Raw genomic sequence first — 20330 nt, 5'->3', positions numbered from 1 at the left:
GGGGCGCCGCACGGCCGGTGGCACCGGCACGCACACCGCGAACGGTGGCTCAGGCGGAGGCGTCGGCGGCAGCGACCGGTTTGCGGGAGCCCGCGGCGTGGGACTCGGCCTTGGACCGTCGCGTCAGCCACGTGAATGGGAGCACCAATGGCGCAGCAAGTAGCCGACTACGTTCTGGCACGCCTTCGCGAGTGGGGAGTCCACCGGGTCTACGGGTACCCGGGCGACGGCATCAACGGCATGCTCGGCGCCTTCGACCGTGCCAAGGGTGATCCGGAGTTCATCCAGACCCGGCACGAGGAGATGGCGGCGTTCATGGCGTGCGGACACGCCAAGTTCACCGGCGAGGTCGGTGTCTGCGCCGCCACGTCGGGTCCCGGAGCCATCCACCTGCTCAACGGCCTGTACGACGCGAAGCTGGACCACCAGCCGGTCGTGGCGCTCGTCGGGCAGCAGAAGCGGCTCGCCCAGGGCACCCACTACCAGCAGGAAGTCGCCCTCGAACACCTCTTCGCGGACGTCTCGGAGTTCTGCCAGATCGTCATGGACCCGGGCCAGATGCGGCACGTGATCGACCGGGCGTTCAAGACGGCGCTGACCATGCGCAGCGTCGCCACGATCATCGTTCCCGAGGACATCCAGGAGTCCGAGGCCGTACCCTCGCCGCCCAAGTCGCACGGATCGGTCTACTCCAGCGTCGGCTGGAGCCAGCCGCGGGTGCTGCCCAACAAGGACGAGCTGCGCAAGGCGGCCGACGTCCTCAACGAGGGCAAGAAGGTCGCCATGCTCATCGGGCAGGGCGCCGCGAACGCCGAGGCGGAGGTCGTCGAGACCGCGGAGGTGCTGGGCGCGGGCATCGCCAAGGCGCTGCTGGGCCGCCAGGTCGTCTCGGACGACCTGCCGTTCGTCACGGGTCCGATCGGTCTCCTCGGCTCCAAGGCCAGCGACGAGATGATCATGAACTGCGACACGCTGCTCATGGTCGGCACCAGCTTCCCCTACGCCGAATGGCTGCCCGACGAGGGCAGTTGCAAGGGCGTCGAGATCGACATCGACGGCCGCATGATCGGCATCCGCTACCCGATGGACGCCCACCTCGTCGGGGACGCGAAGGAGACGCTCAAGGAGCTGCTGCCCCTGCTCAACCGCAAGGAGGACCGCTCCTGGCGCGAGCAGATCGAGGAGAACGTCCGCACCTGGGACGACGTCCTGGAGAAGCGGGCGGGGCAGACCTTCGGCGGCAAGATCAACCCGCAGGCCGTCGCCCACGAGGTCTCCCCGCTGCTGCCCGACAACGCCCTCCTCACCGCCGACTCGGGCTCCGCCACCAACTGGTGGGCCCGCCACATCAAGCTCCGCAAGGGCATGCAGGCCACCCTCTCCGGCACCCTGGCCACCATGGGCCCCGGCGTCCCGTACGCCATCGCCGCGCGCTTCGCCTACCCGGACCGCCCGGTGATCGCCTTCGTCGGTGACGGCGCGTTCCAGATGAACGGCATGAACGAGATGATCACCGTCAAGCGGTACACCGACCGCATGCAGGGCTCCCCGCCGCTGATCTTCTGCGTCCTCAACAACCAGGACCTCAACCAGGTGACCTGGGAACAGCGCGCCATGGGAGGCGACCCCAAGTACGAGGGATCGCAGTACCTGCCCGACTTCCCCTACGCCGAGTACGCCGAACTCGCCGGCCTCAAGGGCATCCGCTGCGACGACCCGAAGAAGGTCACCTCCGCCTGGGAGGAGGCCCTCGCCAGCGACCGCCCCGTCGTCCTGGAGTTCGTCGTCGACAACGAGATCGCCCCCATCCCGCCGCACATCATGAAGGAACAGGCCAAGAAGGCCGTCAAGGCGGGCATCCGCGACCCCGAACGCACGGGCATCGCCGCCCGCGGCTTCCGGCAGAAGCTCACCGACATGTACGAGAACCTGCCGGGCCGCAAGCACGACTGAGCCGCGGCGCGGGCCGCGGCTCAGCACCCGGTGCCCCCCGCCAGGGCCCGCCCCGAGGCGCACCCGCGCCCCGGGGCGGGCCCGCGTCTTCGCCTGCGGGCCGCCACCCCGGGCCGGGAAGACGGCCCCCTGCCGGGCGCATTTCTGCCGTCTCGCTGACGGTCCGTCTCCTGGCTGACTACCGTGAGCCGCATGGACGATGACTGGGACACCGACCCGGCGGACACGTGGCCACTGCCCCCGGCGTGGATGTGGGGATGCGAGAAGTGCGCGGACCTGTACGGGGCGATGAAACGGGCCGGCGAGGTGTTCAGCGCCGCGCTGGAGGAACTGGGCCCCTCCGTGGACTGCGACCCCTTCGACACGGTCGTCACCACCCAGATCCGGCTCGCCGAACACCTCGCCGTCCAGCACGCCGAACAGCTCCCCGAAGAGGACCCGACGTGCGCCAAGTGCACGTCGCCGGAGATGTTCCAGCTCCCCGAACGTTTCGTCCTCGAACACCGCGCACGCCACCTGTTCGCCCCACCGAGCGTCGTCGACCGGCTGTGAACCCCGCCCGGCGTGCGCCCGGGGCCTCCCCTACAGCCCCCAACGGTGGTTGGCCGTCGCGACCTTCACCGATATGACCTCCGCGCGCGTCGCCGCCCTGAGGTCACCGGACTCCGCCCACCACGCGGGCCCGCCGGGCCTCACGAGCCGCACCGTGCCGTCCTCCGCGACCGTGTGCACGACCCCCGCCGTACGCCGGGCGAGGTCGGTGACGACCTCCCCCGGCTGCCAGCCCGCACCGCTCAACGCGGCTGACCCGCCAACGCCTCGGCCAACCGCTCGGCGGTGGCCAGATTGCAGCCGCCCAGTTCGAGCAGCGGCCCCCGCAGGACCCGGTCGGCACACGAGGCCAGGTCCACGCGGAGCGAAGGCAGCACGACGTCCGCCTCCGCCAGCGCCCGGCGCAGCCGCTCGTACGTCTCCTCCGCCTCGCGGAGCCTGACCAGTGCCGAGTCCGCCCGACGGTTCTCTGCGTGCATCAACAGCGCCTCTCTCCCGAGATTCTCACTTTCCGTGGTCCCAGCGTGGCGCTCCGGACATAATTCGGGGAGAGCACGAGCTGTGCACCTGCGCTTGTCAAGACGCGGAGAACGAGATGACGGCAGAACAGCATGTCGACGGCAACCCCAAGGCCGACCCCAAGGTGTCGACCCTCGCCTACTTCGGTACCGAACTGCGCATCCGCAGAGAGGAAGCCGGACTGAGCCAGACCACACTGGGACGGCGCACGTTCTGCACCCACTCGTACGTGTCACGGATCGAGTCCGGAAGCCGCGTGCCCAGCGAGGAGTTCGCCCAACGCTGTGACGACGCGCTGTGCACAGGCGGGCTGTTCGCCCGCCTGTGGCCCGTCGTGATCGAACACGCCTACCCGGACTGGTTCCGCCCCTTCGTGGACCTGGAGAAGGACGCCACCTGCATCTGGGACTTCGAGAACCAGGTAGTGCCGGGGTTGTTGCAGACGGAGGAGTACGCTCGGGCCCTCTTCGCCGCAGCACGTCTGCCGAACACCGACGAAATGGTTGCGGCAAGGATGACTCGCCAACACATCCTGGAGCGGACCGACCGTTGCCGGCTGTGGGCCGTCCTCGACGAGAACGTGCTCCGCCGAGCGGTCGGTGGACCGCACATCATGGCCCGGCAGTTGGAAGCAGTCCTGGCCGCAGCAGAAGACCCCAGGACCATCGTGCAGGTCGTTCCGTTCGACGTGGGCGCCCACGCCAGTATGGACGGCCCTTTCGCCGGCCTGACCATGAACGAAGGTGCGGACGTCGTCTACGTCGACGGCCGTGCTCGTGGCTACATCAGCGCTGCTCCGGAGGAGGTCGCCGACTACGCCTACGCCTATGATCTGCTGCGAGCCGACGCCCTCTCTCCCAAGGCGTCAATCGACCTGATCGCCGCCAGAGCGAAGGAAATCTCATGATCAGCGCGACCGACCTCCCCGTCAGGGCGTGGCGCAGGAGCAGCTACAGCGGTCAGAACGGCGGTAACTGCCTGGAGGTCGCCGATGGGCACACCGGCGCGGGCCTCCCCGTCCGGGACTCCAAGAACCCCCACGGGCCCGTCCTGCTCTTCACCGACCAGGCATGGACGGCCTTCATCTCACACGTACACGACGGGCAGTCGGATATCCGCTGACCCCCGAACAAAGAGGTACGCGCGATGACCAGCAGTAGGCCATACCAGGCGTGGCGGCGAAGCAGCCACAGCGCCAACAACGGCGGTAACTGCCTGGAGGTCGCCGATGGGCACACCGGCGCGGGCCTCCCCGTCCGGGACTCCAAGAACCCCCACGGGCCCGTCCTGCTCTTCACCGACCAGGCATGGACGGCGTTCGTCTCACACATACGCGACGGGCAGGCCGGCGTCCGCTGACATGGGCCGCCCTCCGGCAGGTGGCGAGGCCCCCGCACCCGGCGGCAACCGCCCACTGCCTCCCCCGTCACCTGTCTGAGCGGTTACGGGAACTGATCAGCCCTCGCCTGCCCTCCTTTCGACCGCGCCCGCAACGGCAGTTGTTCACAGGAGGGGAGGGTGCTGCTGAACAACCTTTCTCAGTGCTGCACTCATCAAGGGCAGGCCGCCGAAGGCCAGGAAATGCGACGGCGTAACGCCGATCTCCTTCCTGACCAACATACGGAGTCCGGTCTGCTCCACGGACGCGGCGCGAGCCCGCGCCGCACGTCATCCGCAGCACGCAACGTGAGACGGGAGAAACGGGATGCGTAAAGCGCTCAAGGCTGGGATCTCTGCTGTGGCGGTGGGCACCGCCCTGTTGGCGGGGGCCGGCTCGGTCCAGGCTGCCGGGCAGTCGACCGGTGCCGACGCTGCCCAGACCGCTCCTCGTGCGCAGTTGGACGGCTGGGAGTACGAGAACTGGTACTTCAGTTTCAACAACTGCTCCGTGGCGGGAAGCAAACTCCAGGGCATCGAGGCGTTCCGATGCGAGGAGAAGGCCGAGCATCTCTGGTACCTCTACGTGCTCCGGTGAACGTCCGGGATCTGACCGGTTCGGTCGGTTGCGGTCCCCGTGCGGGGCGATAGCGCACCCGCTTCAGGGGTGAGGGCCGGCACCCCCGGGTGCCGGCCCTCCAGCGCAGCGCGCCGTGACGAGCGCGGGCGCGGGCGCCGACTCAGAGGCTGCTACCAGCCCCGCCCCTCCGGCAGGCCGTCCAGGCCGGGGGCGGACAGGTGCAGCACTTCGTAGCGCTCGGTCGCCTCCTCGTCCGGCGCGGAGGAGTCCGCCCACACCACGAACCGCAGCAGCTCCCAGTGGTGGGGGTCGACGGCCAGCGCAGCGGTGTGCACGCCTTCATGGCCGCAGAGCTGTCGCAGCTGTTCGGCCTCCCGCTCGATCAGCGCGGACAGGCCGAGTCCGGTGCCGTCCGCGTCGGCGTCGGAAGGTATCGAGGTGAGGCGGCGTGAGGCTGCTCTGGGAAGCGCTGTGCGGGCGGGGCCCGCGTGGCAGGCGATGCCGGTCCCATGCCGGGCGGCAGGGCGGCCGAAGTCCCGGACGATGTTCTGGAACCCTCCGCCGCCGACGAGAAAGTGGGCCATCGCACCGGTGTCGTTCCACAGGTAGAAGGGGGCGTACTGGTTGACCGGCGAGCCGTCGACACCGCGTTCGCGGATGACGTACGCCTTCAGCCCCAGTCCGGCCCGGTCGTCGAGGACGTGGCCGCCCTCGGACACCCGCTTGCGGATGGTCTCCATGTCGTAGTCGGCGGGCAGAGTGATCTCGTACTGCTTGGCATACACGAGCGATGCCGCCTCTCCGCGTGGATGGTCAGTGGGCGAGCAGGCCTGCGAGGTATTCGGCCTCGGTGACGTGCAGGATCTGGCCGAAGGGGTGGCGGTGGGTTGCGGTGTACGGGAGACGCGCATGCAAGGCCTTTCCGCAGTGCTCATGTCGGCAGTGTACATACCAGTAGGTACAGAAGGCCTCGGGTGCTCGGGTTTGCTTCGTGCGAGGGCCCGGGACGGCGACGCCGGTCGAACGCCGAAGGGTGTGCCGGCTCCCTCGGCACACCCTTCGACCGGCGTCAGGCGCCGGACGGGCCCGGGTCCACGGTGACGATGAGGCCGCGCACCTCGTAGCTGCCCAGGTTCTCCTTGACGCGCACGGTGGGCTCACCGCGCATCCGCAGGCCCGGCAGGGCGAAGAGGCGGGTGAGGAAGATGTCGGTCTCCTGGATGGCGACGGCGGCCCCGGGGCACTTGTGGGGCCCGTCGCCGAAGGAGAGGCCGGGGCCGGGGAGATGGCCGTCGGTACCGCGGGCGGGACACACCCGTTCAGGCGCGGGTCCGAACGCGTCGGTGTCGAGGTTGGCGTCGTCGACCCGTATCTCGACGAGTGAGCCCGCCGGAACGGTGACCGTGGCGCCGTCCCCGTCCCCGTCGCCGCCGGGCAGGTCGAGCGGGGCGGTCGTCCGGCGGCGGAGGGCGGAGACGACGGGCTCCAGGCGGAGGATCTCGTGCAGGACGGCGTGTCGTCCTGCCTCGTCGGCGGTCAGGTACTCCTCGCGCAACGCGTCGTCGCCGAAGAGGTGCCAGGCGGCGACGTTCACGAACTCGCGGGTGGTGATCATGCCGGCTGCCGCGAAGGTGACGCACTCGCCGAGGATTTCTCCCGCCGTGCAGCCCTCGTCCAGCAGGTGGGAGAGGAGGTCGTCGCGCCGGGCGTGGCGGCGGGCGCGTACGGCGGGGCGGACGTCGCCGAAGTAGAGCCCCAGCCATGCGGTGTTGCGCCGCAGCAGGAAGCGGAGTGCGCGCAGGCTGGTGTAGCTGGGCTCCTCGAACGTGTCCGGAAAGAAGCGCTCCAGCCGGCGCAGGAGGCCGGGCCTGCTCTCGGTGAGGCCGATGACGCCGGCGGTCACCTCGGCGGCGAGAGCGAAGGAGAGGTCCGACAGGTGGGCGCTGCCCGCCTGCCGCAGCCGGGTGAGCTGCTGGTCGGCGACGCGGATCATCAGGTCGCGGTAGTGCTCGGAGACGCGGCGCGGGGTGAAGTACCGGGCGGTCTGGCGGCGGTGCTCGCGGTGTTCGGGCCCGTCGCGGTAGAGGACGGGGCGCCGTACGGAGGCGGGCAGTTTCTCGACGGTCTCGATGCCCAGCCCCGCCTGTACCGTTCCGCCGGCGCGCAGGGCGGCCCGGCCGGTGCCGTAGGTGGCCACGCGCCACACCCCGTCGGCGTCGTGCCGCACGGGGCACCTGCCGGTCTCCTTCTCGACGAGGGCGGTTTTGCGTCCGCTTCTCTCCCCGGCTGACTCCACTCGCGTTTCCTCCCGACGGCGCGCCGGTGCACCGTCGCACCGGCACGTGAGCGTGCACGTGTGCGGACACTATGCGACGGGGAGGTGGCGAAGGAGTCCGGAACGAGTCAGCCGGGGTTGCCCGTTGAGGCGGCAGGGCACCTACCGGTGTGGCAGGGCACCTACCGGTTCGGGTCCCGAGGCCCGAATACGGCCAGGGCCTCCGCGTCCGAGGCGCGGGCGCGCAGGAAGTAGCCGGCCCATTCGGCGGCCTCCTCGAAACCCGAGCACTCGGTGACCTGCGCGATCGCCGCTTCGATGTCGTAGTCGGTGCGCCGGAGTGTGACGCCGGGGCCGAGGAGTGCCCAGTGTGCGCCGGGCATGCCGTAGGGCATGCCGACACTGCCCGGGTTGACCACCAGACGCCCGTGGGCGAGCCGAACGAACGGCATGTGGGTGTGGCCGAAGACCACGGTGCGGATCTCCTCGGCGACGCCGCCGAGGGCTTCCTGCCAGCGGTCGAGGGCGGAGTCGACCAGGACGACCTCCTCGTCGTCGCCGGGGACGGCGTGGCAGAACAGCACCTGACCCAGCCCCGCGACGGCCAGCTCACGGGTGAGCGGCAGGCTCTCCAGCAGGTCCAGGTGGTCGGGGCGCAGTTGTCCGGCGGCCCACGGGGAGACGGTGTCGGGCATCTGACGGCGCCCCTCGCGGCGGTACTCCAGCAGCTCGCGGTCGGCGTTGCCCCTGAGCCAGACGGCCCGGTCGCCGAGACCGGTGAGCAGGTCGAGGACCTCGGTGGGCTGCGGCCCGGACGCGAGGTCGCCGGTCAGCACGATGCGGTCCGCCGTCCGCACGTCCGGCTCGGCGAGGACGGCTTCCAGTGCGGGGAGCACCCCGTGGATGTCGGACAGGACCGCTACACGCTCCAGCATGGCCTCATGCTCGCCGCACCCGGCGCGCCCGCGTCACGGCTTTCGCCTGCCGCGTAAGTGCGCGCGGAGGCTTGACGTCCGGCCCGGCAGCCGTACACGAGTGGCACGCGGAGGCAGGCGGCGACACGTGTGGCACGCGGAGGCACGCGGCGATATGCAGGGTGCACACGGTGGCACGCGGCGGGTGGCGCTCGGGTGCGCGCGCCCGCTTGTCGCCGCCCTCCCCCGCTGCTTGACTGCGCCACGTCAGTCCGGCTTCCGGGGGGAGACCCATGGAGATCGCGCGCAGACATGTCCTGTCCCTCCTGTCCGCCGCCGGGCTGGCGGCGGTGCTCCCCGCGACCGACGCCACCGCCGCACCGCTCGGCCCCGACGGCACGGGGGCCGGGGCGGTGACCGGAGCCGGGACGACGGCCACGGCCGGCACCGACCGGCTGCTGACGAACGCCGTCGCCGCGTTCGCGGGAACGCGGGGATCCAACGCCCGCCCGGAGACGTCCGCCAAGCTGGCGGCGCTGGCCGAGAGGGCCACCACCAACCTCGCCAAGCTGGAGGCGGCCGGCGAGGGCGAGCTGTTCGAGGGGCTGCCGCTGGGCACGAGGGACGCGCACCTCAACACGACCTTCCGGATGCTGTACGAGATCGCCCTGGCGGCGCGGGCGCCCGGGCTCGGCACCGGTGGCGCCGCGGCACGCCGCCGCGTCGTGGAAGGACTGGCCCGGCTCCACGAGGACTACTACGGCGACCAGTCGCGCGGCTACTACGGCAACTGGTTCACCTGGGAGATCGGTATCTCCACCAGCGCCACGGCGACACTCGTCCTGCTCGCGGAGGAGATCGCCGGGCAGCGTCCCGACCTGACGCGCACCTATATCGCCTCGATGGACGCCTACCTGCGCAACGGCAAGGACGGCGATGTCGATCTGGACTCCCGCTTCCACACCGGCGCCAACCTCGCCGACATCACCACCAACCGCCTCCTCCAGGGCGCCCTCGTCGGCGACGAGGGGCGCATCCGCAAGGCGCTGGAGGACCAGCTCACCGTCTACGCGACCGTCGATCCCTACCGGCTGCGGCACGGTGTGACCGACGGGCACTACGCGGACGGCTCGTTCATCCAGCACGGTTCCGTCGCCTACACCGGGTCGTACGGGAGGGCGCTGCTGACGCGGGCCGTGCAGGCGCTGGGGCTCCTCGACGGGACCGGTTACGCGGACACCGCGGCGCTGGTGCCGGTCGTGCACCGCTGGGTCGCCGACGGCTTCGCGCCGCTCGTCTTCGAGGGCTGGATGATGGAGATCGTCAAGGGGCGCGCGGTCTCGCGCACGGGCGGCGGGTACGCGGACAGCGCCGCTGTCGTGGAGGCCGTCACCGGCCTGTCGGCGTACGCGGACGGCGAGCGGTCGGCGGCGCTCAAGAGCTACGTCAAGCACGTGGCCGGCTCCTCGGCCGACGCCCCCGATCCGGCCCGCTTCGCCTCGCCGCTGACGGTGGTGCGGTACGCGGAGATCCTCAGCGACGCGTCGGTGCCCGCGAAGGATCTCAATCCGGCCGCGCGCAGCACCGCGTTCAACGCCATGGACAAGACGGTGCACCGCCGCCCGGGTTTCGCCTTCGCGCTCTCGCGCAGCTCCGACCGCGTCAGCAAGTACGAGTACATGAGTGGGGAGAACCTGATGCCCTGGTTCCAGGGCGACGGCGCTCACTACCTGTACCTCGCGGGCCAAGACCAGGCGCGCTCGTTCGGCGTCGACTACTTCACCGCCGTCTCCCCGTACGGGCTCGCGGGGGTGACGGCGCCCGAGGAGCGGCGTGAGACGGTGCCCGAGCTGTACGGGAAGCCCTACTACGACAACCCCGGCCATCCGCTGCACTTCACCCCCTCCTCCGCGTCGCAGAACACGTACGTGTACTTTCCGCGCGGCACCAACAGGCACTCGGGCGGCGCGGTGCTCGGCGCCTACGGCGCGGCGGGCATGGTGCAGTCGGACGACGTCGCGTACGCGGAACGCGACCGGCTGCCGGACGACTTCACCGTGTACCGCAACGCGACGGCGACCAAGTCGTGGTTCCTGCTGGACGAGGAGATCGTCGTCCTCGCGGCCGGGGTCGGCGACCGCGGCGGCCGTCCGGTGACGACCACGGTGGACGCCCGCATCGCGGATCCGGACGACGAGCTCGTCGTCACCGGCCGACGAGCCGGTGGCGGTCCCTGGTCCGGCGCGGGCACCGCACGGCTGCGCTGGCTGCGGTACGCCGACGAGACCCGCGGCGGCGCGGTGGGCTACCTCTTCCTGGACAGGAGGCCGCACCCGCTGACCGTCGGCCTGAAGACGGTGACCCGCAGCCGCCGCGCGGTCCGTACGGCGAACCCGGACACGGCCGTGACGCGGCAGGTCTTCAGCGCCGCGTTCCGCCAGGAGGCGGGCGCGGAGCCGCGTTCCTACGCCTGCGCGCTCGTCCCGCACGCCACGCGGCGGGCGCTGGACGCGTACGGCGAGCGCCACGGTCGTCACCGCGCTCTCGGGGTGCTCGCCAACACCACCCGCCTCCAGGCGATCCGGCACTCCGGGCTCGGCCTGCTCGCGGTCAACTCCTTCGCGCGCGGCCGTCAGGCCGTCGCCGGCCTCCACCTCGACGGACCCGCCTCGGTGCTGGTGCGGCGCGAGGGGCGCGAGGGGCGCGAGGSSSSCKMSGATCCCACCATGCGCAGAGACGAGCTGAGTCTGCTGCTGCGCGGGCGTCGGCTGCGCCCGGTCGAGGCCGGGGACGACATCGACGTCCGCCCCACGCGGGGCGGCACGCTCGTGCGCATCCGCACCCGCCACGCCTACGGGCGCAGCTTCGTCGTCACCCTCCGGTAGAGCTTTCTCTGCGAGGCGTGTCGTCCACGTCTCCCCCCTCCGCGGCCGGTGTACGACCGCGCGCACCGATCCGCCGTAGGCTTATTGCGTGCGCCTCGGCGTCCGCCTCGGTGTCCGCGTCGGCGTGCATGTCGGCGCCGACGCCCGCGTCGGCGTCCGCTTCCATGTCGGGGCGGAAACCTTCGCGGAGGGCGGGAGACCGGGCCCGGTGCGGGGTACCCGTGGCGAGTGGCAAGGTCGTCTCCGAGAGGAGATCACTATGAGTGACCAGACTCCTTCGCAGGCCGAGGGCGAGCGTGACGACGACGTCCAGGAGGTCCGCTCCGGGGCGCCCGCCGAACACCGCAAGGCAGCACAGCACCCGGACTGCCCGCGCACCACGCCCTCGCAGGCGGAGGGCGAACGCGACGAGGAGTCCGGCAAACGCTGAGGGGCAGCGGGCCGGCCAGCGCTCCGGGCGACGGGACAGCCGCCAGGGGCCACCGGTCCGCCGGTCAGGACCCGTCGGCGAGCTGGTCCGCGCGGGCGGTCGCGTCGTCGGCCTTGCGGCGGGCCTTGCCCACCGCGCGCTCGGCCCGGCGCAGCCGGTCCCGCGCGGTGCGGACCCCGGTGCGGGCCTGCTGCTGCTCGCGCTCGGCCTCGCGCAGCTCCTCTCCGAGAGCGGTCACGCGCTGCTCCGCCTGGTCCTGTCGCTCCTCGGCGCGGTCTTCCGCCTCCCGCGCGGCGCGCTGTTCGTCCTCCCGGGCTTCCAGCGCGCGCTGAGCCTCGCGGGCCTGTTCGCGGGCGCGGGAGAGCTGCTGCCGGTGGCGGCGTTCCCTGTCCTGCCCGGCCTTGTGCCCGGCGTCCCGGTCCCGGTCGCTCTGCGACGAACGGCGGTCGCTCTTGGACGAGCGGCGGCGCGGCGCTGCGCCCGCCGAGGTGGTCGTTCCCCCGGCTCCGGCCCGCTCTCCGGTTCCGGCGGTTCCGGCGGAGCCGGGGGCGAAGCCGACCGGCGGGGCGAGCGGCCTGTCGAGGCGGCCCGCAGCCCAGTCCCGACCGGCCTGCGGGTCGGCCAGCGCCGCGTGCAGCGTGTCCGCGACCTCGCGCCGGGCGGCCTCGCTGATGCGGTGTCCGTACTGGGCAGCCAGCTCAGCCGCCTCCCTCGCGAGCCGGGCGGTCACCTGGTGCTGGCGGGCCGACAGCTCCCGTAGCTGCGCACCGTCCAGGTCGCGGTGCGCCTGCCGCAGCGCCTCGCCCAGCTCCAGGAGCAGGCGGACCTGTTCGGGCTGCTCACGGACCAGCAGGTTGCCGGCCCAGGCCGCCAGGGTGGGGCGCCGCAGACGGTGGATCCGCCCGGCCAGCTCCCGCGCTCCCGCCTCCCGCGCCTGCTGGGCCCGCTGCTCGCGGGTGGCGGTGAAGTCGTCGGGTGGCAGCCCGTACAGCTCGTCGGTGACGTCGTCCAGGTCCACCTGTCCTCCCGAACGATGCGAGGCGATGTGCGGCGATGCGCGGCAATGTGCAGCGATGCGCGGCGATGTGCGGCCGATGCGCGGGTGCACCAGCGGTACCCCGCGCGGCCTCCGGGGCCTCGCGGGGTGGCGGAAAAGCACTCGGTGGCGGCGCAGCGTCACCCCTGCGGGAGACCGTCACCCTTTCGGCGGAATGCGGCAGCTCCATCATTCAAACGGCGCATCGCGGGACATGCTGTGAGTGACCACCTTGTCAGGAAGAAAGGCAGCTCAAATGCGCAAGTTCCGTCCCGTGCTCGTCGCCGCGGCAACCGCTTTCACGGCTCTCGCACTGGGCAGTGGAACCGCCAGCGCGGCGACCGGTGACGTCACCGTGTTCGAGACCGAATTCCAGCCGCTCACTCGCTACGAGAACCCCGAGGGCTGTCACAAGCTGCCTCCCGCCGCGCATGTGCTCACCAACAACACGGACCAGCCGGTGAAGATCTACGGCGATCCGTTCTGCATGACGCCCAGCCTGACGGTGCAGCCGGGGCACGGCTCGCACGTCGCCCCGGGCAGCGGCAGCTTCTCCGCCTGAGGCCGCTCCGTCTCGCGTACGGAATCCGTAGAGGGAACGGCATACGGGCAGAGAGGTACGCATGACATGTGACCTGGCCGTCGTCGGCCTGGGGTACATCGGATTACCACTGGCCCAACGGGCCTGCGCGGTGGGGTTGTCGACGGTCGGCTACGACGTTTCCGCGCCGGTGGTCGACGGCTTGCGGGCGGGCCGCTCGCACGTCGACGACATCAGCCACGCCGAGGTGGCCGCCATGGGCGCCGCGGGCTTTCGCGCCACCACCGACCCGTCGGTGCTCGCGGGCGCCGGCACGATCGTCGTCTGCGTGCCCACCGGGCTGAGCCCGGCAGGCGACCCGGATCTGGACTCCCTCAAGGCTGCCGTCGGTGACGTGGCCGCGCAGCTGCGCCCCGGCACCCTGGTGGTCGTCGAGTCCACCAGTCATCCGGGCACCACAGAGGAGATCGTGCGGCCCCTGTTGGAGCGGGGCAGCGGCCTGACGGTGGGTGAGGACTTCCACCTGGCGTATTCACCGGAGAGAATCGACCCGGGGAATTCCTCGTTCACGATGAGCAACACACCTCGCGTGGTGAGTGGCTGCACCCCGTTATGCGCGAAACACGCCGTCGCTTTCTACAGCCGGCTGGTGGACACCGTGGTGGTGGCCAGAGGCACGCGGGAAGCCGAGATGGCGAAACTGCTGGAGAACACCTACCGGTACGTCAATATCGCACTGGTCGACGAAGTCGCGCTCTTCTGCGACAAGATGGGCATCGACATCTGGGACGTGCTGTATTGCGCCGCCACGAAACCCTTCGGTTTCACCGCGTTCAGTCCGGGCGCGGGCGTCGGCGGCCACTGCATTCCCGTCGATCCGCGGTATCTGGCGGTGAAGGCCGAGTCCGAGGGCTTCTCCTTCCACATGCTCTCCGCGGCGAGAGACGTGCTGGGCCGGATGCCCCGCCATGTCGTCCAGCGGGCGGCCGGTCTGCTCCAGGCGCAGGGCAGATCCTTGCGCGGGGCCCGGGTGCTGCTGCTCGGGGTCACCTACAAGCCGGACATCGCCGACACGCGCGAGTCCCCCGCCTTCACCGTGGCCGCGCTGCTGCGCTCCGGGGGCGCCGAGGTCTCCTACCACGACCCCTACGTTCCCTCCTTCGACTGCGAGGGGACCCCGCTGAGTCGGAGATCCGACCTGGCCGGGGCGCTGGCCGACAGCGACCTCGCGCTCCTGCTGCAGGACCACTCCTGCTACGACCCGATGCTGCTGGCCAGGGCGCAGTGCCCCGTGCTGGACACGCGCGGCAGAACCGCGGGGGTACGCGTCACCCGTCTGTGACGCCCCCTCCCCCGTGGCCGGGGCCCGCTCGGGCCCGGCCCTCCACAGACTTGCGTGCCCCCAGGGGAGAAGCACGCGAGGGCGGCGCGGGCACGGAACGCCCAGGCGCCGTCTTGCCACCGCACAACCCGAAAGGAAACCGGCATGACCACTGCCATCGCGAACGACCGTCTGCAGAGGCGCTTCGACAAGTGGGACGCTGACGCCAACGGCGTCCTGGAGAGGGGTGACTTCCACGAGGAGGCCGCCAAGATCGCGCACGCTTTCGGCAAGTCCCCGGACTCCCGGGAGGTGGAGGCCCTCAAGGACGCCTTCGACGGGCTCTTCGACTACCTCGCCCGGGAGGCGGGGGTCGGCGCCGCCGGAGCCGTCACCAGGGACCAGTTCCTCCAGGTGACCGGGGACCTGATCTTCCGGGGCGGCGAGGCCAACTTCAACCGCGTCCTGGGCCCGGTGGTCAAGGGCATCATCGGCATCTGCGACAAGAACGCCGACGGGCAGATCAACGCCGACGAGTTCCAGGCGTGGCTGTCGGGCGTCGGGGTCAACCGCGCCGAGGCGAAGGAAGCCTTCCAGCAGGTGGACACCAACGGTGACGGCGAGCTCTCGCTCGAGGAGCTGCTCGCGGCGGTCCGCGAGTACCACTTCGGGCGGCTCGACGTCGAGCTGCTGGGCTGAGACCGGCAGCGGCGCACAACAAGCCGGTGGCCCCGCTGAGCGGGGCCACCGGCCTTTCTCTGTGCGGTGCGAGCGCCGTGTGAGCGGCCGGCCGAGGCGGCGACAGCTCACACGGCGTGGGCGGTCACGGTTCACACGGCCTGGGTGAAGGAGACCGGCAGCTCGGGGCGCAGTTCGAGATCCTCGCCCGTGAGCAGACGGCCGGCGTCGATGAGGATGTTGTAGTGGTTGGGGAAGTGGCAGGCGTCGAAGCCGAGGACGGTTCCGACGTGTACGCCACCGATCCACACGTCGTCGCCGCGGTCCAGAACCCCCGCGCACGACAGCTCGACGAAGCCGAGGAAGCCCACCCGGTCGATGCGGGTTCCCGGGGCGGTCTCCCGGTGGTCGGTGGTGACCAGTTCGTGCACCTCGCCGCGGCGCACGCAGCGGCTGGCGTGCGGTTCCAGGCTCATGCCGCGTTCGGTCCTGCGGTGCAGCAGCACCTTGACGAGCGCGCCGTGCACGGGACGCTTCGCCCCGCTCTCCCGCGGCGCCTTCGGCGCCTCCTGCGTCCACGCCGGTGCCGGCGTCCTTGCCGCCGTCAGTGCCGGTGTCCGCTCCGCCGTCGGTGTCGGCGTCCGCTCGGTCATCGGATCTGCTCTCCTTCCGCCGCCCGGGCAGGCGGCTCCTCGCGGTCGTAGGCGTCCGCCACCAGCTCCAGCGCGGCGAGCCCCCCGTCCGCCCGCGTCCCCGTGTGCACGGCGTGCGCGAAGTCGTCGAGGATTCCGGCGTACTCATGCCACAGCGACGCCTTGAATCCGGGATGCAGTGCGAGCATGTCGGCGTGCAGGACGGTGCCGTCCGCCCTTTGCACCTGGAGGTCCTTCGTCTCGCCCGGCCAGCTCCAGTCCAGTTCCACGCGTGCCGTCCTGCCCCCCTGACCGCGCAGGTCGATGACGGCCTGGCGGTCGACGCCCTGCGCGTCCCGTGCGACGGCGGCGCGGTCGACGGTGACCTCGCCGATCAGCAGCCGCACGAGGTCGAAGGCGTTCGGTCCGTTGTCGGCGACGCAGCCGCCGCCGCAGCGCTCCGGGTCGAGATACCAGGTGTCGCCCTGGATGTGTTCCTCGATGCGCTCCAGATAGCGCACGCGCACGGAGGCGATGCCGCCGCCGGTGGACAGCTGCCCGCGCAGGCGGGCCACGGCGTCGTTGTAGCGGCGGTGGAAGGCGGTGAACAGCGGGGTGTCCGTCTCCGCCGCGAGCGCGCAGAGGGCCCGCCCCTCGGCCACGGTCAGGGCGAGGGGTTTCTCCACGCACACGGCCACGCCCGCGCGCAGCGCGTCACCGCACACCGAGGCGTGCACGTGGTTGGGGACGGCGACGACGACGGCGTCGAGGTCGCACTCCGCCAGCATCCTGCGGTGGTCGGTGAAGCAGGACACGCGCCCGTGGTGGGGCCGCAGGGCCGGGCCCCGCACGTCGCACAGCGCGGTCAGCTCCCAGCCGGGCGCGGCGTCGATCGCGGCGAGGTAGTACCGCGAGATCGCCCCGAGGCCGATGAGCCCGATACGGCGGAAGGTCATCGGACACCGCCCTGCGCACCTGCGGCCGGACGCGCGGAGTGCGGCAGGAGACCCAGCCCGACGAGTTCCTCGTACAGGTGCGCGGGCAGCGGAACGCCCTCGTCGCGGCGGACGCGGGCGCGTTCGGCCTCCCACCAGCCCGGGTAGCGCACGCCGGTGTGCCCGTCGGCGGGCGGGCACTGCGTCAGCGTGCCGAAGAGGGAGCGGGCCTCGGCGCGGAAGTCCTCCTCGGCGCGGAGCGCGCCGGGCGCCACGGCCAGGGCGAGGAAACCGATGTCGTCGTCACGGCCGTGCGGACGCCCGTCGCCCGCCAGCGCGTCGGGGGACGGGCCCACGCCGGCGCCGGGCAGCAGCGCCGCCAGCATCTCGACGGCCAGTCCCAGCCCGTACCCCTTGTACGCGCCGGTCTCCGGATCTCCGCCCAGCCACCGCAGGTACGCCTCGCCGCGGTCGAAGGCGGCCGGGTCGGTCACCGGGGCACCGTCCGCGTCCTCCAGCCAGCCGGCGGGAATCGACTCGCCGCGGCGGGCCGCGGTGCGGATCCGCCCCGTGGGCACGGCCGTTGTGCTCATGTCCAACACGAACGGGTGGTCGTCGTCCAGGGCGGGCGCGGCGACGCTGAGCGGATTGGTGCCGAGCATGGCGAGCGCCCCGCGGGGCGGCCGGGCGATGCGCTGGCCTCCGCAGTTGCCCGCCAGGACACCGATCATGCCCTGTCGGGCCGCGCGTGCCGTGTGGTAGCCCGCGCAGCCGAAGTGCGTCGCGTTCCGTACGGACACCAGCCCGACGCCGTGTCGTCCGGCCCGTTCCGCGGCCAGGTCCATGGCGTGCGCCGCGCTCCACAACCCCAGGGAGCGACGGGAGTCGATCAGGACGCAGGCGCCCAGGTCCGTCACCGTGCGGGGCTCGGCCGCGGGGTCGGCGCGGCCCGACTCCAGCAGCGGGAGGTAGAGGCGGGTGAGGTTGAACAGCCCGTGGGAGCCGAGCCCGGCCAGGTCGCCGTAGCACAGGGCGTCCGCCGCGGTGGCCGCCCTGGCCTCGGGCACGCCGCGCGTGGTGAACGCCTCGCGCGCGGCCACCAGCAGCTCGCCGTGGTCGACGGTCACGGTGTCGGGGGCGGCGTCAGCGACGGTGTCGGTGGCGGTGTCGGTGGCGGTGTCGCGGCCGGGGCGTGGGCCGGTGCCGGCGGGGGCGTGCGCGTGGGGCGGCCGGGGCGCGGTGTGCTGGTCTGGTGGTGTCATGCGGGGTTTCCTTTGCTGGACGTGCCGGGCTCGCCGGGCTCACTGGACTGGCCGGGTTCGCCGGGTTCGCTGGGCTCACTGGACTCGCCGGGCTCACTGGCCTCGCCGGGCCTGCCGGGCCTGCCGGGGTCGCTGTGCGGCGTACGGGCGCGCAGCCGGTCGGTGAAGGAGAGCAGCAGTGCCCGTACCTGCGCGGCGAACGCCTCCAGGTCGGCGAGGGCGACGAACTCGCCCGCCGCGTGGGCGTTGTTGGCGTCCAGGCGGCCGGGCCCGAGGACGGTGGTGTAGGTGCCGGGGATGCCGTGCATCCAGAGGGCGTCGCAGGTGAACGCGGGTTCGGTGGCCGTCTGACGGGGCACTCCGGCAGCGGCGAGCACCTCTTCGGCCTCCAGGTCGCCGAGCTGGTCGGCGCGCAGCGCCGGCAGGCCCCGCTTGTCCCACTCCAGCCTGGTCAGCGCGGCGGCCTCGGCCGCGGTGCGCGCGAAGTCGCGGATCCCGGCGAAGCGGGCGGTGAACGCGCGCAGGCCGTCGGCGACGGTGTCGCTGAGCGCCCGCTCAGCGGCGGCGCCCTCGGCCGTGTCCGCATAGGCGACGTTGACCAGCAGACTGCCCGTGCCGTAGACGCGGTTGTGCGCGTGCCCGGTGTGCAGTCCGGCGACGCACGCCGCGCCGACGGCGTGGGCCCGAGCCGGATGCGCCTCGAACTCGGCGGCCAGGTACTGGGCGAGGAAGCCCAGGAGGACGGTGGCGTTGTGGCCGGCTTCGGGGCGGTCGTCGATGGCGTCCTCGCCCGCCACCGTCACGCGTGCCGTCATGGACGCGGTCGCCCGGGGCAGGTGACGCAGCCCGGTGGGTTCGCAGAAGACGTTCAGCCTGCCGACGTACCCGGCCTCGACGAGCGGGCGGGTACCGAACGTGCCCATGGCGCCGCCCTCTTCGCCGCACACCGCCTGCACGAGCACGGCCACCTCGCGGCCGAGGGCCGGCTGCGCGGCAGCCGCGGCGCGTACCCCGGCCAGCAGCGCGACAGCGGGGCCCTTGGCGTCGACGGCGCCGCGTCCGGTGAAGCGCTCCCCGTCGAAGGTGACCGGCTCGCTCCCGGCGACGGTGTCGAGGTGCACGTTGAACATGACGGTCTCCCGGCGCGGTCGCGCGGGCCCCAGGCGCAGCACCAGGCTGGGCTGCCCGGCGAGGAAGGCCGGGTTCCGTGCGGCGGCCCGCACCGCGGCGGGTACGTCGTCGCGCCGCAGAGCGGCCGGATCGGGTGCCGCGTGCCGCACCACGTGCAGGCCGGCCGCCCTGGCCGCCTCGGCGTAGGCGCGCTGGGCCTGCCACAGCCGGGCCGGTGCGTCGGACTCGCCCGCCTCCAGCGGGCTGACGGTGGGGGTGTGCAGCAGATCCAGGAGCAGTGCGTGGTCGGCTTCGGTCAGCAGGGCGGCGGGCGGCCCCGCGCTGCCGCGCCTCACGGCGTTCCCGCGATCCGGCCGGCGGTGTCGCGGTGCGGTGCGAGGAGGTTTTCGAGCCGTCGTCCCGCCGCCACGAACGGGCGCGCCGCGCTGGCGTCGGCGCTCACCCCGGCGTGCGGCTGCGCTGACAGGTGGGGTTCGAGGGAGAAGGCACCGCGGTAGCCGCCCTCCAGCAGGGTCCGCAGGCAGTCGGCCACCCGTGCCTCACCGTCACCGGGGAGTACGTAGTCGGTGCTGCCCTGGGGGGTGGTGCGGGCGTCCTTGATGTGGACGTGTTCCACGTAGGGCAGGATCTGCCGCAGCAGGGCGCCCGCGTCGTAGCCGTAGGGGACACCGTTGCCGGTGTCGAACAGCAGGCGCAGCGCCGGGCTGTCGGTCTCCCGCAGCAGCCGGAGTACGCGGGCGGCGTCCTCCCCCGCCCAACCGGCGCAGTTCTCGTGCAGGAGGGTGACACCTGCCGTCTCCGCACGGCGGGCGAGACGGCCCAGCCGGTCGATGACCTCCCTCGCCCACTCCCCCTCCGCCAGCCCGTCGTTGGGGTACGACATGACGCGCACGAACCGGCAGTCCAGTACGGCGCACTGGTCGAGCAGCGTCTCCAGCTCGGCCAGGTCGGTCTCGAAGGGCGTGGTGACGGGCCGCGCCCAGTTGCCGATCCGGGAGGCGAGGCAGATCACCTGGAGATCCGCGCTCCGCAGCCGGTGGGCGAGGGCGCGCACCGCTCGGGGAGCGAGGTCGCCGAGGGCGGTCCGCTCGACGGTGCGCAGTTCGATGCGGCGCCAGCCCAGTTCGCGTATGGCGGCGATCTGGCCTTCGAGGTCGGGGGCCGCCTCGTCGCCGATGCCCGCGCACCGGTCGGCGAACACGCCTGGCGAGTGGTTTCCTTCAGCGGGCACGGGCGTCCTCTTCGGCGGAGAGCGGGTCGTCTTGGGCGGGCAGCGGGGCGTCTTGGGCGGGCAGCGGGGCCTTCGGGG

At 72.1% G+C, this 20330-nt stretch carries 22 protein-coding genes; 11 read left to right on the top strand and 11 right to left on the bottom strand.

Annotation, left to right across the window (positions count from 1 at the left end; translation table 11 throughout):
- Nucleotides 1-147 precede the first annotated feature (147 nt).
- Together AB8Z75_RS06265 and AB8Z75_RS06260 are read left to right on the top strand one after the other, a co-directional pair.
- Entirely contained in the window at nt 148-1953 is a 1806-nt protein-coding gene (locus AB8Z75_RS06265) for a thiamine pyrophosphate-requiring protein (protein WP_369200370.1), read from the top strand.
- 192 nt (nt 1954-2145) lie between these two features.
- A complete protein-coding gene (locus AB8Z75_RS06260) occupies nt 2146-2505 on the top strand; it encodes a hypothetical protein (protein ID WP_369200369.1) in 360 nt (119 codons plus the stop codon).
- 30 nt (nt 2506-2535) lie between these two features.
- On the opposite strand, the gene AB8Z75_RS06255 is transcribed toward AB8Z75_RS06260, so the two are convergent.
- Together AB8Z75_RS06255 and AB8Z75_RS06250 are read right to left on the bottom strand one after the other, a co-directional pair.
- Nucleotides 2536-2751, bottom strand: a complete 216-nt coding sequence (locus AB8Z75_RS06255) for a hypothetical protein (RefSeq protein ID WP_369200368.1) — start codon at nt 2749-2751, stop codon at nt 2536-2538.
- Entirely contained in the window at nt 2748-2984 is a 237-nt protein-coding gene (locus AB8Z75_RS06250) for a hypothetical protein (RefSeq protein WP_369200367.1), read from the bottom strand. Before AB8Z75_RS06250 ends, AB8Z75_RS06255 begins: the two co-directional genes overlap by 4 nt.
- A 116-nt stretch (nt 2985-3100) precedes the next feature.
- Here AB8Z75_RS06250 and AB8Z75_RS06245 point away from each other — a divergent pair, with 116 nt between their 5' ends.
- From AB8Z75_RS06245 to AB8Z75_RS06230, 4 genes are all read left to right on the top strand, one after another.
- Nucleotides 3101-3931, top strand: a complete 831-nt coding sequence (locus AB8Z75_RS06245) for a helix-turn-helix transcriptional regulator (protein WP_369200366.1) — start codon at nt 3101-3103, stop codon at nt 3929-3931.
- Entirely contained in the window at nt 3928-4146 is a 219-nt protein-coding gene (locus AB8Z75_RS06240; RefSeq protein ID WP_369200365.1) for a DUF397 domain-containing protein, read from the top strand. The genes AB8Z75_RS06245 and AB8Z75_RS06240 overlap by 4 nt, the downstream gene beginning before the upstream one ends.
- 24 nt (nt 4147-4170) lie before the next feature.
- The gene (locus AB8Z75_RS06235; RefSeq protein ID WP_369200364.1) at nt 4171-4383 is read left to right on the top strand and encodes a DUF397 domain-containing protein; all 213 of its coding nucleotides are present in this window, start codon (nt 4171-4173) and stop codon (nt 4381-4383) included.
- A gap of 379 nt (nt 4384-4762) precedes the next feature.
- Nucleotides 4763-4999, top strand: coding sequence for a hypothetical protein (locus AB8Z75_RS06230; RefSeq protein ID WP_369200363.1), 237 nt, complete (start codon nt 4763-4765; stop codon nt 4997-4999).
- Nucleotides 5000-5151: 152 nt separating this feature from the next.
- Here AB8Z75_RS06230 and AB8Z75_RS06225 read toward each other — a convergent pair whose 3' ends face one another.
- The 3 genes from AB8Z75_RS06225 to AB8Z75_RS06215 form a co-directional block, all read right to left on the bottom strand.
- On the bottom strand, nt 5152-5766 hold the full coding sequence (locus tag AB8Z75_RS06225; RefSeq protein ID WP_369200362.1) for a DUF4865 family protein: 615 nt from the start codon (nt 5764-5766) through the stop codon (nt 5152-5154).
- A 284-nt stretch (nt 5767-6050) separates the two neighbouring features.
- Nucleotides 6051-7277 carry a cytochrome P450 gene (locus tag AB8Z75_RS06220; protein ID WP_369200361.1) on the bottom strand — a complete coding sequence of 409 codons (1227 nt, stop codon included), beginning with the start codon at nt 7275-7277 and terminating at the stop codon, nt 6051-6053.
- A gap of 161 nt (nt 7278-7438) precedes the next feature.
- Complete coding sequence (locus AB8Z75_RS06215; protein ID WP_369200360.1) at nt 7439-8191, bottom strand: metallophosphoesterase; 753 nt, start codon at nt 8189-8191, stop codon at nt 7439-7441.
- Between the two features lie 272 nt (nt 8192-8463).
- Between AB8Z75_RS06215 and AB8Z75_RS06210 the strand changes: the two genes are divergently transcribed.
- Together AB8Z75_RS06210 and AB8Z75_RS06205 are read left to right on the top strand one after the other, a co-directional pair.
- Entirely contained in the window at nt 8464-11055 is a 2592-nt protein-coding gene (locus tag AB8Z75_RS06210; RefSeq protein WP_369200359.1) for a polysaccharide lyase family 8 super-sandwich domain-containing protein, read from the top strand.
- Between the two features lie 259 nt (nt 11056-11314).
- Nucleotides 11315-11485, top strand: a complete 171-nt coding sequence (locus AB8Z75_RS06205) for a hypothetical protein (protein ID WP_369200358.1) — start codon at nt 11315-11317, stop codon at nt 11483-11485.
- A 64-nt stretch (nt 11486-11549) separates the two neighbouring features.
- Here the strand turns inward: AB8Z75_RS06205 and AB8Z75_RS06200 are convergent, their stop codons facing one another.
- A complete protein-coding gene (locus AB8Z75_RS06200) occupies nt 11550-12503 on the bottom strand; it encodes a hypothetical protein (protein ID WP_369200357.1) in 954 nt (317 codons plus the stop codon).
- 274 nt (nt 12504-12777) lie between these two features.
- On the opposite strand from AB8Z75_RS06200, the gene AB8Z75_RS06195 reads away from it, so the two are divergent.
- The 3 genes from AB8Z75_RS06195 to AB8Z75_RS06185 all read left to right on the top strand — a co-directional run bounded on the left by AB8Z75_RS06195 (nt 12778) and on the right by AB8Z75_RS06185 (nt 15082).
- Complete coding sequence (locus AB8Z75_RS06195) at nt 12778-13083, top strand: hypothetical protein (RefSeq protein ID WP_369200356.1); 306 nt, start codon at nt 12778-12780, stop codon at nt 13081-13083.
- 61 nt (nt 13084-13144) lie between these two features.
- A complete protein-coding gene (locus AB8Z75_RS06190) occupies nt 13145-14404 on the top strand; it encodes a nucleotide sugar dehydrogenase (protein WP_369200355.1) in 1260 nt (419 codons plus the stop codon).
- A 144-nt stretch (nt 14405-14548) separates the two neighbouring features.
- Nucleotides 14549-15082 carry an EF-hand domain-containing protein gene (locus tag AB8Z75_RS06185; RefSeq protein ID WP_369200354.1) on the top strand — a complete coding sequence of 178 codons (534 nt, stop codon included), beginning with the start codon at nt 14549-14551 and terminating at the stop codon, nt 15080-15082.
- Nucleotides 15083-15213: 131 nt separating this feature from the next.
- Here the strand turns inward: AB8Z75_RS06185 and AB8Z75_RS06180 are convergent, their stop codons facing one another.
- The 5 genes from AB8Z75_RS06180 to AB8Z75_RS06160 are packed head-to-tail and all read right to left on the bottom strand — an operon-like array spanning nt 15214 to nt 20252.
- The gene (locus AB8Z75_RS06180; protein ID WP_369200353.1) at nt 15214-15714 is read right to left on the bottom strand and encodes a hypothetical protein; all 501 of its coding nucleotides are present in this window, start codon (nt 15712-15714) and stop codon (nt 15214-15216) included.
- Complete coding sequence (locus AB8Z75_RS06175) at nt 15711-16649, bottom strand: Gfo/Idh/MocA family protein (RefSeq protein WP_369200352.1); 939 nt, start codon at nt 16647-16649, stop codon at nt 15711-15713. The genes AB8Z75_RS06180 and AB8Z75_RS06175 overlap by 4 nt, the downstream gene beginning before the upstream one ends.
- On the bottom strand, nt 16646-17890 hold the full coding sequence (locus AB8Z75_RS06170; protein WP_369200351.1) for an Ldh family oxidoreductase: 1245 nt from the start codon (nt 17888-17890) through the stop codon (nt 16646-16648). The genes AB8Z75_RS06175 and AB8Z75_RS06170 overlap by 4 nt, the downstream gene beginning before the upstream one ends.
- Entirely contained in the window at nt 17887-19356 is a 1470-nt protein-coding gene (locus AB8Z75_RS06165; protein WP_369200350.1) for a M20/M25/M40 family metallo-hydrolase, read from the bottom strand. The genes AB8Z75_RS06170 and AB8Z75_RS06165 overlap by 4 nt, the downstream gene beginning before the upstream one ends.
- On the bottom strand, nt 19353-20252 hold the full coding sequence (locus tag AB8Z75_RS06160; RefSeq protein WP_369200349.1) for a sugar phosphate isomerase/epimerase family protein: 900 nt from the start codon (nt 20250-20252) through the stop codon (nt 19353-19355). Before AB8Z75_RS06160 ends, AB8Z75_RS06165 begins: the two co-directional genes overlap by 4 nt.
- Nucleotides 20253-20330: the final 78 nt, after the last annotated feature.

Source organism: Streptomyces sp. PU-14G (assembly GCF_041028275.1).
Taxonomy (GTDB): domain Bacteria; phylum Actinomycetota; class Actinomycetes; order Streptomycetales; family Streptomycetaceae; genus Streptomyces.
Note: the sequence above shows the minus strand (reverse complement) of the source record. Positions and strands in the feature narration are given on the sequence as shown.